Genomic DNA, 16700 nt, shown 5'->3' on the forward strand with positions numbered 1-16700 from the left:
CATGCCAATTGGCGTTTCTTGTTGCCGGGCAGTCAGCTAGTCTGTTCCTGTTGCATTTTTTGGAGAAGCCGGGATTGCCATGAAGGCAATGGTGCTGGAGAAGCGCGGCACGCCTTTGAAGCTTTTCGATCGCCCCGATCCCACGCCGGGACCGGGCGAGATCAGGCTCAAGGTGGAGGCATGCGCGGTCTGTCGAACCGATCTGCATGTCGTGGACGGTGACTTGCCGAGACCAAAGCTGCCGCTTGTGCCGGGTCACGAAATCGTCGGTATCGTCGATCTTGTCGGTGAAGGCGTATCGCGGTCCCGGCTTGGGCAGAGGGTGGGTGTTCCCTGGCTCGGGCATACATGCGGGCACTGTCCCTATTGCACCTCCGGCGCCGAAAATCTCTGCGACGAGCCTCTCTTCACCGGCTATACGCGGGATGGCGGCTTCGCAAGCCATGTCGTTGCCGACGAGCGTTTCGCGTTCGAACTCGACGCCGCTGCCGATCCGGTCGCGTTGGCGCCGTTGCTGTGCGCGGGCCTGATCGGCTGGCGCTGCCTCAGGAAGGCGGGCGACGGCAGGCGGCTCGGCATCTATGGCTTCGGCGCCGCCGCTCACATCATCACCCAGGTCGCGATCTGGCAGGGACGTGAAGTCCTTGCCTTCACGCGGCCTGGCGACATCCAGGCCCAGGAATTCGCGCGCTCGCTAGGCGTTGTCTGGGCAGGGGCGTCCGATGAGCTGCCACCCGTCGAGCTTGACGCCGCGATCATCTTCGCGCCTGTCGGCGAACTGGTGCCGGCCGCGTTGCGGGCCGTGCGCAAGGGCGGTCGCGTGGTCTGCGGCGGCATCCACATGAGCGACATTCCAGCAATGCCTTATAAGCTTCTCTGGGAAGAGAGAGAACTGGTGTCGGTCGCGAACCTTACCCGCCGTGACGCGGAGGAGTTCTTCCCGATTGCGCGGCGCGCGCGGGTGCGCACGCATACGAAGACATATCCGCTCGAGCAGGCCAACCAGGCGCTGGACGATTTGCGGATGGGCAGATTGAGCGGGGCCGCGGTCCTGCAGCCGTAGTCTCATCAGCGACTACACGGCGCGCTCACCCAGGCTCTGCATTTGCTTCATCCAGCCCGCCCGCTTCGCATCGCTGGCGTTCGCGATCATGCCGAACAAAGTCTCGCGCACCGGCTTGATGCCGGCGAAGTTGAGGATGCTTCGCCGCATGCCGGCCAAGCCGTGGCCGAGGAACCAAAGCCTATAGACTGCCGCGGGCATTCCCATCGTCACCACCAGGCGCGCGGAGCGGCCGCGCAGCAAGGTTTTGGGGAGTCCGATGCCCTTGTCCGGATAGGCGAACGCGACCCCCGGCCGCATTACCTGCTCGAGAAATGCCTTGAGCATGGCCGGCATGGTTCCGAGCCAAAGCGGGAAGACAAAGACGATGTGCTGTGCCCAAATGACTGCCTCGGCAGCTTCCTTGAGGCTGTCGGGGACCACTCCGTGCTCGAATTCCTGCGTTGTTCGAAGCAGCGGGAACTCCAGCGCGGCGAGGTCGATCTTGCGCACGACATGGCCAGCCCGTTGCGCGCCTTCGGCATATGCCGCTGCCAACGCGCGGCAGAGCCGCTCGGGAGACGGGTCGGGATGGCCGATGACAATGAGTATGCGGCGTGACATCGCCTGAGTCCGACCCGCTTTACGGCTGTTCGACGCGAGCGACCTGATAGGTGTGCATGGCCCCATTGCGATTTATCGAGACATATTCGCCGGTCACGAAGCGCTCCTCGCCGAGATGAAACCCTACCTCGTCGTCACGGTCGCCCTCGGCGTAGTCGAAGAACCATTGTCCGCCCGGCTTGCGGCGCAACCGGCCGACAAGGTCGTCTTCGCCGGTGCGGAAGCGGCGGACACGACAGAAGGCCCGGTGTGTCTTCCACTCCTCGGCGTCGAGCCGCCCCTCGCTGGTGAGAGGCGCCAGCATGTCGTAGCCTTCTTCGTGGTCTCCTTCCGGATGGCCCTTCTCGCGCGCAAGAAGCAGTCGGATGTTCCTGAATTTCGGGGTGAGGTCGTGCAAAGTGGTCATGGGCGAACTCCTTCAAAGCCATTCCTATCGCAGCGACCGCGTGTGACCTTGATCGGGGTCAATTTGACCGACACGGGACAGGCGGTGCTCGAGGGGCTGCGCCTCCCCCGAGCACCGCACCATCTGTTGCGCTGCACGACAGTTGACAATCCGCCGGATACCAACCGCTTTACATCACCGTGCCATCAGCGCGAACACGCCCCAGCCCAGGTATTCGCGCGTGTACGCGGCGTAACGTCCGGGTTCAGAGGTCAGTTGGGCTCGAACATCTTTTGCGAAATCGTCGTCGGGATTCGTGTCGAGCCACCGGCGCATGGTGAGCCACTTGGCCGCCTCGTACCTGTCCCAGCCGTCCTGGTCCGCCAGAACCATTTCCACAACGTCGTAGTCGAGGTTGCCGAAAGACGCGAGAAGTCCTGGAAGCATGAGAAAGTCGGAGATCGAACCGGCAAGGCATCCCTTGGCAACGTCTTCCGTGGGCGGCGACTGCAGCCAGTACGGCTCGCCGATGAGGATGATCCCTCCGGTGTAGAGGCTCTCAGCCAGAAGCTCGATGGTGCCGACGACTCCTCCGCCGATCCACGTGGCACCGAGACAGGCTGCTACACCGACCTTTTCGTCGGCCACATAGCCGGAAGCGTCGCCGTGGATGAACTCGACTCGATCGGCGACCCCGAGTTCTTCGGCGCGCAGCTTCGCTTGCTCGGTGAACAATCGGCTCTTGTCGATACCGGTGCCGCTAATCCCGTAATCGCGTGCCCAACTGCACAGCATCTCGCCTGAACCGCTGCCGAGGTCCAGCACACGGGTCTCTGGTTCAAGGCGCAACGCCGCGCCGAGAGTGGCGAGCTTTTCGGGCGTGAATGGGTTGTGGATGCGGTGAGCGCTTTCGGTGACGTTGAAGATCCGGGGGATGTCCACTGCGGAAACGCCTTTTCGTGTGTAAATGGATCGGGTGGGTCACCAATGTACCCAATTTTATTGGCCGGGGTGGATTTCACCCGACCGACACGCAACTCACGAACTGGAGCACGTGCGGCAACCATATCTCGCGACTACCAGTGCGAGAAAGGCGGAAGGATTTTCGGTTCTAAGCAAACTAACCGATTCCGAAATCGGTCAGTTTTGTTCAGGCTGAGCTGGTGGCTGTCGGCAGGTGACTGCGAACCCAGTTGACGATCTGGCCGGTGCTCATCGCCCCCGATATGCGCGCGATCTCCCGCTGATGGCGAAAAAGGATCATGGTCGGGATACCGCGAATGCCGAGCCTGACCGCGGCCGACTGCTCCGCGTCCGAATTCAGCTTGATCAGGCGGATGTCAGGCTCGAGCGCCCTGGCGGCAGCTTCATAGGCTGGCGCCATCATCTTGCATGGACCGCACCATGGGGCCCAGACGTCGACAAGAACAGGCAAACTGCCGCGACCGATCTGACGGTCGAAGTTCACCGCGTCAATGTCTTCCGGGTGCCCCGAAAAAAGCCTTGTGCCACACTTTCCGCATTTCGCGTCGCTGCCTTTTCGGGTGAGCGGCAGGCGATTGATCGCACCACATTTGGTGCAAACCACCAGGTTCTCCTGTGTCATGGCCTTTCAGCTTTCCTAGCTCGGTCGTGTTCGAAATGCCCGTCGCCAAGCGCACGCAATGCATTGAGGATGACGGCGACGTCTATGCCCTCCTGAAGCAGGGCTCCCACCACCGGCGTTATCTGCCCCATGGCGGCTGAGATCATCGCTGCGCCCGAGAGCGCCAACCCGACAACGATACTCTGCAGGGCGATCCGGCGCGTACGCCTGGCGATCCGTAATGCTTCCGAAACAGGCTGCAGCCTGTCGGTCAGCACGACGACATCCGCTGCTTCCGACGAAGCCGTTCCGCCGCGAGCCCCCATGGCAATGCCCACCGTCGCGGCGGCAAGGGCAGGGGCGTCGTTGATGCCGTCGCCCACCATCATCGCCGGCGCCGTCGCCTTCTCGGCCTCGACAGTTGCGACCTTGTCCGCCGGCGTGGCATCGGCAAAGACGGCATCGAGATCGAGCGAAGCGGAAACCCTTTCCGCCGCCACGCCGTCGTCACCGGTGAGCATGACTATTCGGGTGACCCCAACCGAACGCAAAGCGTCGACGGCGTCGCGGGCATCCTGGCGCAGGGCGTCTCCGAATGTGAAAATACCGGCAAGCCGGCCATCGAGAGCCAGAAACACCCTGAGCACCTGAGCGTTGCGATACCGTTCCTCGCCGGCCGTCGCCCACTGAGGCAGTGGCCCGTCCCCAAGGACGAGCGACCTCGACCCTGCCGCGACCCATGTTCGATCGATCCGACCCTTCAGGCCTTCTCCGCGATGTTCGTGAACGTCATGAGGCTGGGAAAGCGCCAGGTTCCCATGGCGAGCGATACGGACAATCGAATCCGCGAGGACATGGTGCGAAGCCTGTTCCAGCGAAGCCAGCAGTCGCAGCAATTCATTGGCTTCCCGGTCCGGAGCGACGTCGATCTCGATGAGCTCGGCGCCGCCGATCGTCAAGGTGCCGGTCTTGTCGAAGATCGCGGTGCGTATCTGAGCGAGCGCCTCCACCGCCGTGCTGCCCTTCATCAGGATGCCGGCGCGGGCAGCACGTGATACGCCGCCGATGAATGCGACGGGTGCCGCGAGGATCAGTGGACAAGGGGTTGCGACCACCAGAACGGCGAGCGCACGGACCGGATCATCGGAAACGTACCAGGCGATGCCGGCGATCAGAAGCGTGAGCGGAAGGAGCAGCAGCGCGAAGCGATCGGCAATGCGTATGAATGGCGCCTTGGCGGTCTGCGCGGCAGCGACCATGCGCACGATCGCGGCATAGGTGCTCTTGTCGGCGATAGCCGATGCCCGCATGACAAAAGCCTCGCCGGCGTTGACGGTGCCGCTGCGCAACGCGTCGCCGGCGCTGCGCCGCTCCGGCAACGGCTCTCCGCTGACAGTTGATTCATCGAGGAGCGCCGACGTATCGATCAGGATGCCGTCGACGGGCAGCAACTCGCCGGCCCGCACCAACAGCTCGTCGCCGACCGCCACCTGCTCGACTGGAACGGTCTCCGTCCCCTCGCAGGACTTTCGATGCGCAAACCGCGGCGCCCGATCGGTCAAGGCCCTGAGGTTCCGCTCCGCCCGCCCGCGCGCAACGTCTTCGAGAACTGTGCCGCCGGCATACATGATGGCGACAACCACCGCCGCCAAGGCCTGCCCAAGCAGCAGCGCCGCCGACATCGAAACCAGCGCGATCGCATCGACGCCGACCCGTCCGATCCAGAAATCCCGCAGGATGGAAATGGCAAGCATCACAACGACGGGCAGGGTCGCCGCCGCCCAGATTGCGTTGGGAGAGATGGGGCCCATGGGAGAGATGGGGCCGATGGGAGAGACGGGGCCGATGGGAGAGATGGGGCCGATGCCGCTTCGCCAGACACCCAGCCCAAGCGCCAGGCCCACAACGGCGACGGCCAGCAGCGCGCGCCGCAGCACGGACTCGTTCACGGCGGCAGCCATCAAAGTTCGCCGATCGTCTCCTGCAGCAACAGCCGAACGTCCTTTGCCGTCGCGGCAAGCTTCGGGTTGTCGATCGCACCCATCGCGGCCATGGGATCGATGGCCGCGACCTCGATCTTGCCGGGCGCGATCTCGGTCACGATCACATTGCAGGGCAGCATGGCGCCAATCTTGTCCTCGGCCTGCAGCGCGCGCCACGCGAAATGCGGATTGCAGGCGCCCAGGATCATGTATGGCTTGAAGTCCACGCCCAGCTTGACCTTCATCGTGTGCTGGACATCGATCCTCGTCAGGATGCCGAAGCCCTTGCCCGCGAGCTTCCTGGTCACGTGTTCGATCCCCGCCGCGAACGGCATGTCGAGGGTTTTGCTGAAATAATAGCTCATCGGGTTCTCCTCGGATTGTGAGGCGTTTGGCGCCAGCTAGCCGCAAGAGGCTGGATGGCGCTTTGATCCAGCGCAATGAATGCTTGGCGCCTTTGGTGAATGTGGCGGCAAGGAGCTTCCGGAATGACGATACGAAATCTTGAATACGCCGTCTCACCGAGATCCGTCGCCGTCATCGGCGCGTCCACGCGCGTCGGCTCGGTCGGCCGCGTCGTCTTTGACAACATCGTCAGCGATGGCTTCGAAGGCGAGACCTGGCCAGTCAACCCGAAATACTCAGAGGTCGCCGGTCACCGCTGTTATGCAACGCTTGCCGATCTTCCGGGCATTCCCGATCTGGCCGTGATCGTGACCCCGCCCGACACCGTTCCCGGCATCGTGCGCGACCTGGCCGAGAAAGGCACGCGCGCAGCGGTCGTCATCACCGCGGGGCTGACGCGCGACAACGGTCTGCGCCAGGCGATGCTCGATGCAGCCAAACCCTCGCTCATGCGGATCATCGGGCCGAACACAGTCGGGCTGATGGTCCCGCCGGCAAAACTCAACGCCAGTTTCGCTCACATGCCGGCGAGGCCCGGCAACATCGCCCTGGTCTCGCAATCCGGGGCGATCGCCACGTCACTGATCGACTGGGCGGCCGAAAACGATGTCGGCTTTTCCCGGATCATCTCGCTCGGAGACATGGCCGACGTCGATGTCGGCGACTGCCTCGACATGCTGGCGGGCGATTTTCACACGCGAGCGATCGTGATGTATCTCGAAACCATACCCAATCCGCGCAAGTTCATGTCGGCCGCGAGGGCGGCGGCGCGGCTCAAGCCGGTCATTGCCATCAAACCCGGCCGACACGAACAGGCGGCCAAGGCGGCGGCGACGCACACCGGAGCGCTTTCGGGCGCGGACAGGGTCGTGGAAGCGGCTCTGCGAAGGGCAGGGGTGCTGCGGGTGAGAGATCTCGCCGAACTGCTCGATGCCGCCGAGACGATCGCGCGCTATTCGCCGCTTGAGCGGACCCGCGTCGGCATCGTCACCAACGGCGGCGGCGCCGGGGTCCTTGCGATCGACAAGCTGATCGACCGCGGAGGCGAATTGGCCGCGCTTTCACCGCTGACGATCGAGCGGCTGAACGGGGTTCTGCCGCCGACCTGGTCGCATGCAAACCCCGTCGACATCGTGGGCGATGCGGCACCGGAACGCTATCAAGCGGCGCTCGAAGCCTTGTCGGCGGATCCGGGAACGGACGTCATCCTGGTCATGAACTGTCCGACCGGGCTCGGTTCCTCGCCCGACGCGGCCAGGAAGGTGGCCGAGCTTGGCGATGAGGGCGAGATCGGAGGAAAGCCGCTCCTCGGCTGCTGGCTCGGCGAGCATACCGCGCGCGAAGGCCGGCGCATCCTGACGGAAGCCGGCATTGCGAGCTTCGAAACACCGGAGGATGCGGCGATCGCGGCGTCCTATCTCGGCGAATGGTCACGGGCCCAGCGGGCGCTCTTGCGGACTCCCTCGAGCCAGGACGGAGGCGCCGCCGACGGCAAGGCGACGGTGCATGCCATCTTCCGGCAAGTGGCAAGCGAAGGGCGGCGCATGCTGACCGAACCGGAAGCAAAGGCCGCGATCGCCGCCTATGGCATTCCGGTGCCCCGAACCGTTGTTGCCAACTCGACCCCCGAGGTGGCGGAGGCAGCCGGCCAGCTTCTCGAAAGCGCCGAGCGGGTGGTCGTCAAACTGCTGTCGAAGGCGGTCTCGCACAAGTCGGACGTCGGCGGCGTGGTGCTCGACATTGCGACCGCCGCGGAGGCCGGAGAGGCCGCGAAGTCGATCGAAACACGCCTGCGCGCACAGGCGCCGGGGACAAAGGCGGACGGATACACCGTGCAAACCATGGTCGTGCGCAAGCACGCGCAGGAGCTCATTTTGGGCATGAACCTGGACCCGATGTTCGGCCCGGTCCTGCTTTTTGGCGCCGGCGGCACGGCGGTCGAGGTTCTGAACGATACCGCCATTGCGCTGCCGCCGCTCGACGACGTGCTGGCCGGAGATCTGATCGACGCGACGCGAATAGGCCGCCTGCTCGCCGGCTATCGCGACCGCAAGCCGGCAGATCGTGCCGCGATCGTTGCCGCTCTGAACGGCTTGTCGCGGATGACCATCGACTTCCCTTGCCTGACCTCCCTGGACATCAATCCCCTGTTGGGCGATGCCGCGGGCGTGATTGCCCTGGACGCCCGCATCGAAATCGACCCGCGACGGGTGGATGAACCGGCGCCGAACCCGGCTCTGGCCATAAGACCCTATCCGTCGGGATGGAGCCGGAATCTTCTGTCGGACGGCATGTCCTTGCACATCCGGCCGATCTTGCCGGCGGACGTAGCGCTTTATCCCGCGTTCCTGGCCAGGATTTCCCCCGACGACCTGCGGCTGCGTTTCCTCTCGCCGCGCAGGAATTTTCCGGACCAGATGCTGAAACGGCTCACGCAGCTCGACTACGACCGCGACATCGCCTTCGTCGCGCTCGAAAAGGACACGGGAGCGCTCGCCGGTATCGGCAGGCTCTCCTGCGACCCGGATCACAGGACCGGCGAATATGCCCTGCTCGTACGATCGGACCTGCAGGGGCATGGGCTGGGATGGAACCTGCTGAAGCAGATCATCGACTATGCGAGGGCCGAACGCATCGGCCGGATCGAGGGCATAATCCTCAACGAAAATCGCAAGATGCTCACAATGTGCGGGGAGTTTGGCTTCTCGGTTGCGCATCACCCCAGCGAGCCCGGCCTGTCGGTGGCGACGCTGGAGATCGGGTGAGCGGCGGCTTCCTTATGCCGCCGCGGCCGCGGTTGCGCTCTCGACGAGAACCCGCATCTCCGCGACGATTTCAGCGATATTGCGATCGGCTTCGATCCTGCGCCAACCCAACGATCCGGGATCGCGCTGCAATTGCCGCGACAGGATGTCGATCGTGGCATCGGAAGGGCCACCCTTGCGCTCGCTGACCCGACGCCACAGGACCGACGGATTGGCCGACAGCCAAAATCCCGCAAACGGAACCTTTATCTCCCTTGCGGCGCGCTCGATCCTGTCGCGATCGTCCGGGTTGTCGAAAACGGCGTCGGCGACGACTGAGCCGCCTTCGGCGAGGATCAGCTCCGCGCGCCACGCGATCTGGCGATAGACGCGTTCCGACACGCCAGGCCGGTAGGCCTTGTCCGGCAGCCTTGTCTCCGCGGCCACCCCGTGCATGGCCTTGCGGATGCGATCGCTCTCGACGACCCGGGCGCCTGGGGCCGCGCCGATGTGGGGGGCGAGCGCCTCGGCGACCGTCGTCTTGCCTGAGCCGCTCAGTCCGCCGATCGCAATGAGCCGCGGCGGCGTTTCGGTCAGCAAGGCTCGGGCGAGCTCGAAATAGGATCGCGCTTCGGCGATCAGCTCCGTGGCGTTGGAGCTGCCTTCCTCGACCTGCGTTGCCGTGACATGCGCGCGCACCGCCGCCCGCACCGCCATGAAGAACGGCAGCAGGATAAAGCCGTCTTCGTCGTCGGCGTCGTCGAGATATCGGTTCATCACCAGATTGGCGAATTGAGGAAAACCGCGATGCCACAGATCCATCAACAGAAATGCGAGGTCGTAGAGCACGTCGACGGTGGCGATCCGGTCGTTGAATTCGATGCAGTCGAACAGGCGAGGCTCGCCGTCGAAGAGGCAGATGTTGCGCAGGTGGAGATCGCCGTGGCAGCGGCGGACACGGCCTGAAGCCTCGCGCCGGTCAAGCAGGCCGGCATGGCGGGCGAGGGCGGCGCGAAACGCCGCGTCGAGCGTTTCGGTCTCCTCCCGATCGAACACGTGGCTTGTCGCAAATCCGGCCGAATTGATCTCGAGCACCCCGCCGATGTTCGCCGATCCGGTGCCGGTGTGCATTTCCTGCGTGCCACGATGATATTGCGCGATCATGCGCGCGGCTTCCGTCATCAGCGCAGGTGTCAATTCGCCCGCGGTCGCCATTCGGTCGAGAAGTTGCGACTGATCGAAACGGACCATCTCGATGACGGCATCGACCAGCTCTCCCGGTCCGTCCATGGCGAGCCGGTCTCCGTCCCGCATTATGCGCCGCACCTGAAGGTAAAGGCCGGGCGCCGTCCTGGAGTTGAGCTCCACCTCCTTTTCGCACGCGCTGAGCCGAAGCTCCGGTGTCGAAAAATCGACATAGGGCAGCTTCACCGCCCGCTTCAGTTTGAAGGCGCGTCGCCCGACAAGGAAAATCCGAGAGATGTGGGTTTCGATCGCCTCAACGGCTCCTGCCTCGCCATAGGCGGCGGGATCCTTCAGCATTTCGACCACGGCATCCTGGTTCTCAACGATCATGGCGCGCGTTCCCGGCCCTGGTTTGCAACATCGTTCGATCCTGCCGGCTGAAACCCATGGGTTTTACTGGCGTTGGAGCGTCTGGACATAACCGGTCAGGTTATGGATGCGTTCCGTGGTGACGGCCTCCCCACCGTAGGGACCGTAGCGTTTCACGTCGTCCGGCAGGAACTGGTCGCCCCAGACCGGCATCTCGCGCTCGCCGTGCTCCGGTATCATGCCGCGGCCGTCGATCGTCGCGTAGACCCGCCAGTATGGAAATTCCCCGCCATTGCGGCTCGTCAGCGTCGTCAGATCCGCGGGACGCTTCCGCAACGCGTCGGCCAAGGGTCCGTCGCCCTTGCCGTCCACACCGTGGCAGACCGCGCAGGAGTTCAGATACTCCTGCTCTCCATTACTCATCTGCTGTGCGGACGAGGCGCTCAGGGTCAGCGCCGCGAAACCCGCCGTAATCCAGAATCTCATTGCTTCGCCTCCTGTTATCGGTGTCAGGCTAATGCTTGCGGCGCGCGCGCACGTTGACCGGGATCAATCTTGCGAGGGGATCGGTTTGATTCAGCGCAAGGAAGGATTGCGGCCGGCTCGCTACGTCTACGTCCTTAGTGAACCTCTTTCGGAGAAGGAGCCGCCGCCATGGCATTCAAGACATTGCTCACGGTCACAGGACCGGATCACGCAGACGATGATCTGAGGCTCGCCACTGGTCTGTGCGAAGAACTCAACGCGCATCTCTCCGTGCTTGTCCTGCTCATGGCCGCGCCCCCTTCGGGCGGAGAATATGCAGCGGTCGTCTCGCCAGCCTGGCTCGCGGAGCGCGAAGCCGAAATGGAAATGCTGAAGAGACGCACCTCGGCCGTTTCCAAGTTGCTGTCGGAAAGCCGCGTATCGGCTGACCTCGCCACCGACTACCCAGAGCAGTCATGGGCGGATGAAGTCATCGGCCGGCGCGCCCGTTACGCCGATCTGGCCATTGTCGGGCCGGAAATGCTCGCAAGCCACCTGCTCAAGGAGAAGGTCATTGCAGGCGGACTTTTCTCGTCCGGAAAGCCCATCCTGCTGGTCCCCCAGGGCGCGCGCCCGACGTTGAAACCGAAACGCGTCCTTGTCGCGTGGGACGCCGGCCTGGAAGCCACGCGCGCCGTGCGGGAGTCGCTCGACATGCTGTCAGGCGCCGATGAGGTGCGCGTCGTCATGATCGACCCGGTCGAGGACGAACGGCACCATGGAGATGAACCCGGCGCGGACCTGGCCGCCTATCTCGCCCGCCATGGCGTGAAGGTTACGGTCGAGCGCCTGCCGAGTGCAGACCATTCGATCGCCGATGTCCTTCGCCAGCATGCGGTCGACACCGGCGCCGAACTCATTGTCATGGGAGCCTACGGTCATTCCAGGCTGCGCGAGCGCATCTTTGGAGGCGTGACCAAGTCGATGATCGAGGACCCGGGCCTACCGATCCTCATGGCTCGTTGAAGGGCGGCACGGAAAGACGCGGCCGGCGGATCGCCGCAGTCCCCGGCCGGACGGCCTCAGTTGCGACAGCCACTGGGAGATCCGAGCGAACCGGCGATCGGTTTTGGCGTGGTCGGTTGAAGCAATCTGCCTGACACCGGGACAATCGCGACAGGCGCTGTGGCGTGTCAGATCCGTTTGGCCCTCCTTCGCCAAGGCTTCGGAGGGCATCCTGCTTCGCGCTGAGAAGAATTCGCCGGATTCATCCTGCGAGGCGCCCAGCGCGAAGCAGGATGGCGGAGAGAGCGTCTTTCGATCTTAGGCCTATAACGTTGAAAATATTCAACTTTTTATTTTCTTTGTTACGCAGCTTGTTACACGGCCGGGGCGACAGGTCACGGTTTCTATAAGCTCGCTGCTCCGAGTCCGTCCACTCATTTTGAGGGGTATTCGAGAGTCGCGCGCGAAAGGAATGTCGGCTTTGCGCCTCAAATCGGTCATTCGAATGCGCCGTTGGAGATCTTAAAAGCGGACGTTTGTTCTGGCCTTGGGGGAAGTCCGGAAAGGGTGGAAAGCGGACATTGCGCCTACGGCAACGCCGACCTGCATAGCAGACGTTTTGCCGTGGCGCCGTTCGCAAAAAGGATGGCGTTTCAGGAAACGTTGTGCGCAGCTTTCAGTTCAGTCGGTATTACCCTTCGGCGGTCAACGTCGTCAGCCGTTTAAGCGGAGAACATCATGATTTCACCCTACATAATAAACATTCCTGACGAACGGCTCGCCACGATCAGAGCCAAGGTCGAGGCTTATGACTGGAGCCAGCTGCCGGATGCGGGAGGCTGGTCGGCGGGGGTCGGGGTTGATGACCTCAAGCGACTCGCCGGTTATTGGCGGGACAGCTACGACTGGCGTGCGGTCGAACGGCGCCTTAACGCGCTGCCCAACTTCACGGCCGACGTGGAAGGCGAGCACCTCCACTTCGTTCATGTGAAGGGTGACGGCTCCAAGCCGCCCGTACTGCTTCTCCACGGCTGGCCGGGCTCGTATCTCGAGTTCGAGCGGCTGTTGCAGCCGCTCGCAGCGGACGGGCACGATGTTGTCGTCCCCTCACTTCCTGGCTTCGCGTTCTCCAACCCGATCACGCGCCCGATCGGCCCGCGGCGGGCTGCTGCGCTCGTGCATGGGCTGATGATACAACTGTTCGGCGACGCGCGGTATTTCGTTCAAGGGGGCGATTGGGGCCACGGCATCGCGGCCTGGGCAGCGCATGATCGACCGGACGCTCTGCTCGGCATCCATATTAACATGATGACCGTGCGTGCGGAGGATGCCGCTCCGACGACCGACGAGGAGAAGTCCTTCGCCGCCAAGCGGGCCGCGATTGCCGATTGGGAGAGGGCCTACTTTCACGAGCAGGAAACACGTCCGCAGACGCTTGGCGTCGCGATGGCCGACAGCCCGGTCGGAGCGGCGGGCTGGATACTCGAAAAGTTCGGCAAGTGGGCCGATCTTCCGACAACCGCCGATGGCGCCCCGGACATATGGAGCAAGTTTTCCGAGGAGGAACTCCTCACCAACATCATGCTCTACATCGCGCCGGCATCGTTCGTGACTGCAACCTGGATCTACTACGGCAGCCGGATTGAGGGGTCGCTGATGCTTCCGGCCGGCACCCGCATCCAGGTGCCGACCGGCGTTGCGGCCTTTCCTGATCCGGTGTTCTTGCCGCCGCCGCGCTCGTTCGCGGAGAAAACCTACAACATCGTGCATTGGACCGACATGCCGCGAGGCGGGCATTTCGCCGCGCTGGAAGAGCCGGAACTGATGCTGGCCGACCTGCGAGCCTTTATCGCGACGGTGTCGGGAGCGCGCTTTGGCTGCTTTCGGGACCATGGATTGACTGCCTAAACGTCTCCAATTGGGCGCTTCCTGCCATTCGGAAGTGCCCGCCGCGCACGGCAGTTATCCAATCGCCAAGACCCGAAAGCTGACTGTCCGCTCACGGCCCCAAACACGACGCTGATCACCTCGAGGTTGAGCGACGCCATGGCGGACCAAGTGGATTCCCGACAGTTTGTCACATAGATTAAGGACGCTTCGACTTTTAAGTGCGCCATGAACTGGCTAAGTATTTGAAATCATTGATTCATTAGGAAAACTTATGGCGGAGAGAGCGGGATTCGAACCCGCGTTACGGTTTCCCGTAAACACACTTTCCAGGCGTGCGCCTTCAACCACTCGGCCACCTCTCCGTCCTTGCATTCTCGCGCCGGCCGGTTTCGCCGTGCGGATTGGGGAGATGCATCTCCCTCGGGAAGGCCTCATCGGACAATCTGGGGAGCCTTCAACCGGCGGGCAACCCCTTCCCAGCACCTCTAACCGTCTAGGCAAACAGGCGCGGGGCTCATCTAGTCGATCCTAAAGCGAATGCCAAGCCATAATGGCATTGCAAACGGCATTTGCCGTCTGGCGCCGAGACAGCTCCGGCCGCCGCTGGGACGGAAGGCCTTGCCGCGGTTCGTGCATGGCCATTGAGCCGGATCAAATCCCTTGCGGCCGCCGGCTTGCTATCTTGCGCCGGTTTCGGGACAAGGTTGAATGCGCATCGCGATCCTGTCTGACATCCATGCCAACCGCGAGGCGTTCGACGCAGTCCTGGAGGCCGTTCAGAATCTGGCGCCGGACCAGTTGGTCCTGCTTGGCGACCTGGTCGGCTATGGGCCCGATCCTGTCTACGTGGTCGAGGAGGCGGCCGATCTGGCAAGGAGCGGCGCCTTCTGCATCATGGGCAACCATGACGAGGCGGCGGCGCTTGGCCGGAACGACATGACCGAGAACGCGCGGGTCTCCATCGAGTGGACCCGCAAGCAGCTCGGCCGGGAGCATCTCGATTTCCTGGCGCGGCTGCCGCTTTCGCTGCGGTCCGAGGACCGGCTCTATGTCCACGCCAGCGCGGATCGGCCGGAAAAATGGGTCTATATACGCGAAGTCGACGCGGCGGGACGCTGCTTGTCCTCGAGCGATGCCCGCTTCATCTTCTGTGGCCACACCCACATTCCGGCCATCTACTACGCCTTGCCCGGCGCGCGGCCCATCCATTTTTCGCCGCGGAACAATGTGGCGGCGCCCTTGTCCGGACTGCGGCGGCATCTGATCGTCGTTGGCGCGGTCGGCCAGCCGCGCGACGGCAATCCGGCCGCCTGCTTTGCGCTTCTCGACACCGAACGGCATGAGGTGACAATGGTTCGCGTTCCTTACGATCATGAGGCGACCGCCCGCAAGATCGAGGCGTCCGGCCTGCCCGCGTGGCTTGGCATGCGCTTGAAAATTGGCCGCTAGAGCGGTTCGCCGTTTCACGGAAACGGCGACCCGCTATAGCTCCTTGTTTTGACGCAATTCCGGGCGGAAAACCGCTCACACTTTTCCTGGAATTGCTCTAGTTTCCCGGAGACGATCGATGGACAGGTTGGAGGCAGGGGCAAGCATCGACGGTTTCGAACTCGTCGAAAGGCTTCAGTCCGGCGGCATGGCGGCGCTGTGGCGCGCGAAAAATTCGAAGTTCGATTTTCCGCTTCTGCTGAAGATCCCTTTTCTCGACCCAGGCGGGGACGTCTCCGTCATTCTTGGCTTCGAAGCCGAGGAACTGATCCTCAAACGCCTGTCGGGTCCGCATGTGCCGCGCTACGCCGCATCCGGCGGCCTGGCAAAGGTCCCCTATATCGCAATGGAGTTCGTTGCCGGGGTCGGCCTGGCGGAAGCGGCCGGCCGCACGCCGTTGCCGCCGGACGAGGTGGCAAGGATCGGCGCCGAAATCGCGAAGGCGCTCGCCGCCTTGCACCGCCAGAAGGTCGTTCATCTCGATCTCAAGCCCGAGAACATCATCCTGGCCGAGCGCGGCGCCGTGCTTCTGGACTTCGGCCTCGCCCGCCACGCCGAGCTTCCGGACCTTCTCGGCGAGGAGAGTTCCGTGCCGATGGGCACCGCAGCCTATATTTCGCCGGAACAGGTTCTGGGCGAGAGGTCCGATCCCGCAAGCGACCTGTTTGCGCTGGGCTGCATCCTCTATCAGCTCGTCACCGGCGAGGAGCCGTTCGGACGTCCGGCCACGCTCGCCGGAATGAAGCGCAGGCTCTATCATGCGCCCAAGCCGCCGCGAGATATCGACAAGGCCATTCCGAGGTGGTTGGAAGCCGTCATCCTGCGATGCATGGAAGTCGACAGGTCCAAGCGCTATGCCGAGGCGGCGCATGTGCTTTCAGACCTCAGAAACCCCGACCAGGTCGTGGTTGCCAGGCCGCGCGCGCCATCGAACGCAAGAAGCTGGGACGGCATCAGGAATCTCTTCCGCAGAACAGATGAGAAGGCGCTGGTGGGGAAGCCGGCTAGCTCGAGGGTACAGGCCGGACCGCCGATCGTTCTGGCCGCGGTCGACCTCGCCAACGGAAGCGATGCGCTGGCTGCCGAGGTTCTCCACGAAACCGCGCGCGTGCTTGCCGCGCGGGAGGATTCCTGGCTGGCCTGTGTGACGGTGCTGAAGACCGAGATCATCGGCGACACGCCGGCCGCCGATGAATCAGGACAACTGACCTACCTGAAGCGGCTGGTGGCGCTCAAAGACTGGGCGCATCCTCTGCATCTGCCGGAGGACCGCATAAGCTATCATGTGCTCGAGGCCGTCAGCCCGGCCGACGCCATCCTCCACTACGCCGAGCACAATGACGTTGGGCATATCGTTGTCGGCGCCCGCTCGTCTTCGGCGCTTCGCCGGCATCTCGGCAGTGTCTCGACCAAAGTCGTGGCGCGCGCCCTTTGCTCGGTATCGGTCGTCCGGTTGAAGGCGATGGAGGAGCTAAGGCGACAGCCGTGATGTCGTCGGTGCTCCGCAGGGCCCGTCCGCGCTTGACTTCGG

14 protein-coding genes and 1 tRNA gene are annotated in these 16700 nt (G+C 63.6%); 6 read left to right on the forward strand and 9 right to left on the reverse strand.

Annotated elements, in window-relative coordinates; translation table 11 throughout:
• The first annotated feature begins 79 nt into the window (after window positions 1-79).
• On the forward strand, window positions 80-1063 hold the full coding sequence (locus EJ070_RS14930) for a zinc-dependent alcohol dehydrogenase family protein (RefSeq protein ID WP_126092050.1): 984 nt from the start codon (window positions 80-82) through the stop codon (window positions 1061-1063).
• 12 nt (window positions 1064-1075) lie between these two features.
• Here EJ070_RS14930 and EJ070_RS14935 read toward each other — a convergent pair whose 3' ends face one another.
• The 6 genes from EJ070_RS14935 to EJ070_RS14960 all read right to left on the reverse strand — a co-directional run bounded on the left by EJ070_RS14935 (window position 1076) and on the right by EJ070_RS14960 (window position 5983).
• Window positions 1076-1666, reverse strand: a complete 591-nt coding sequence (locus tag EJ070_RS14935) for an NAD(P)H-dependent oxidoreductase (protein ID WP_126092051.1) — start codon at window positions 1664-1666, stop codon at window positions 1076-1078.
• Window positions 1667-1685: 19 nt separating this feature from the next.
• Entirely contained in the window at window positions 1686-2072 is a 387-nt protein-coding gene (locus EJ070_RS14940) for a hypothetical protein (RefSeq protein ID WP_126092052.1), read from the reverse strand.
• Window positions 2073-2246: 174 nt separating this feature from the next.
• On the reverse strand, window positions 2247-2993 hold the full coding sequence (locus tag EJ070_RS14945) for a class I SAM-dependent methyltransferase (RefSeq protein WP_126092053.1): 747 nt from the start codon (window positions 2991-2993) through the stop codon (window positions 2247-2249).
• A 208-nt stretch (window positions 2994-3201) separates the two neighbouring features.
• Window positions 3202-3657 carry a thioredoxin TrxC gene (trxC, locus tag EJ070_RS14950; RefSeq protein WP_126092054.1) on the reverse strand — a complete coding sequence of 152 codons (456 nt, stop codon included), beginning with the start codon at window positions 3655-3657 and terminating at the stop codon, window positions 3202-3204.
• The gene (locus tag EJ070_RS14955) at window positions 3654-5597 is read right to left on the reverse strand and encodes a heavy metal translocating P-type ATPase (RefSeq protein WP_126092055.1); all 1944 of its coding nucleotides are present in this window, start codon (window positions 5595-5597) and stop codon (window positions 3654-3656) included. Before EJ070_RS14955 ends, trxC begins: the two co-directional genes overlap by 4 nt.
• On the reverse strand, window positions 5597-5983 hold the full coding sequence (locus tag EJ070_RS14960) for a DUF302 domain-containing protein (RefSeq protein WP_126092056.1): 387 nt from the start codon (window positions 5981-5983) through the stop codon (window positions 5597-5599). The genes EJ070_RS14955 and EJ070_RS14960 overlap by 1 nt, the downstream gene beginning before the upstream one ends.
• A gap of 123 nt (window positions 5984-6106) precedes the next feature.
• Here EJ070_RS14960 and EJ070_RS14965 point away from each other — a divergent pair, with 123 nt between their 5' ends.
• A complete protein-coding gene (locus EJ070_RS14965) occupies window positions 6107-8788 on the forward strand; it encodes a bifunctional acetate--CoA ligase family protein/GNAT family N-acetyltransferase (RefSeq protein WP_126092057.1) in 2682 nt (893 codons plus the stop codon).
• A gap of 12 nt (window positions 8789-8800) precedes the next feature.
• Here EJ070_RS14965 and EJ070_RS14970 read toward each other — a convergent pair whose 3' ends face one another.
• Both EJ070_RS14970 and EJ070_RS14975 read right to left on the reverse strand, forming a co-directional pair.
• On the reverse strand, window positions 8801-10342 hold the full coding sequence (locus EJ070_RS14970; RefSeq protein WP_126092058.1) for a bifunctional aminoglycoside phosphotransferase/ATP-binding protein: 1542 nt from the start codon (window positions 10340-10342) through the stop codon (window positions 8801-8803).
• Between the two features lie 63 nt (window positions 10343-10405).
• Complete coding sequence (locus EJ070_RS14975) at window positions 10406-10807, reverse strand: cytochrome c (RefSeq protein WP_126092059.1); 402 nt, start codon at window positions 10805-10807, stop codon at window positions 10406-10408.
• A 168-nt stretch (window positions 10808-10975) separates the two neighbouring features.
• Between EJ070_RS14975 and EJ070_RS14980 the strand changes: the two genes are divergently transcribed.
• A complete protein-coding gene (locus tag EJ070_RS14980) occupies window positions 10976-11812 on the forward strand; it encodes a universal stress protein (protein ID WP_126092060.1) in 837 nt (278 codons plus the stop codon).
• Between the two features lie 717 nt (window positions 11813-12529).
• Window positions 12530-13699 (forward strand): epoxide hydrolase family protein, encoded by a 1170-nt coding sequence (locus EJ070_RS14985; RefSeq protein ID WP_126043244.1) that lies wholly within the window; start codon window positions 12530-12532, stop codon window positions 13697-13699.
• 254 nt (window positions 13700-13953) lie between these two features.
• On the opposite strand, the gene EJ070_RS14990 is transcribed toward EJ070_RS14985, so the two are convergent.
• Window positions 13954-14043: transfer RNA gene (locus EJ070_RS14990), tRNA-Ser, on the reverse strand.
• A 346-nt stretch (window positions 14044-14389) separates the two neighbouring features.
• Here EJ070_RS14990 and EJ070_RS14995 point away from each other — a divergent pair.
• Window positions 14390-15130, forward strand: coding sequence for a metallophosphoesterase family protein (locus EJ070_RS14995; protein ID WP_126092061.1), 741 nt, complete (start codon window positions 14390-14392; stop codon window positions 15128-15130).
• 118 nt (window positions 15131-15248) lie between these two features.
• A complete protein-coding gene (locus EJ070_RS15000; RefSeq protein ID WP_126092062.1) occupies window positions 15249-16658 on the forward strand; it encodes a bifunctional serine/threonine-protein kinase/universal stress protein in 1410 nt (469 codons plus the stop codon).
• Window positions 16659-16700 lie beyond the last annotated feature (42 nt).

The organism is Mesorhizobium sp. M1E.F.Ca.ET.045.02.1.1, assembly GCF_003952485.1.
In the GTDB taxonomy this organism is placed as follows: Bacteria; Pseudomonadota; Alphaproteobacteria; order Rhizobiales; family Rhizobiaceae; genus Mesorhizobium.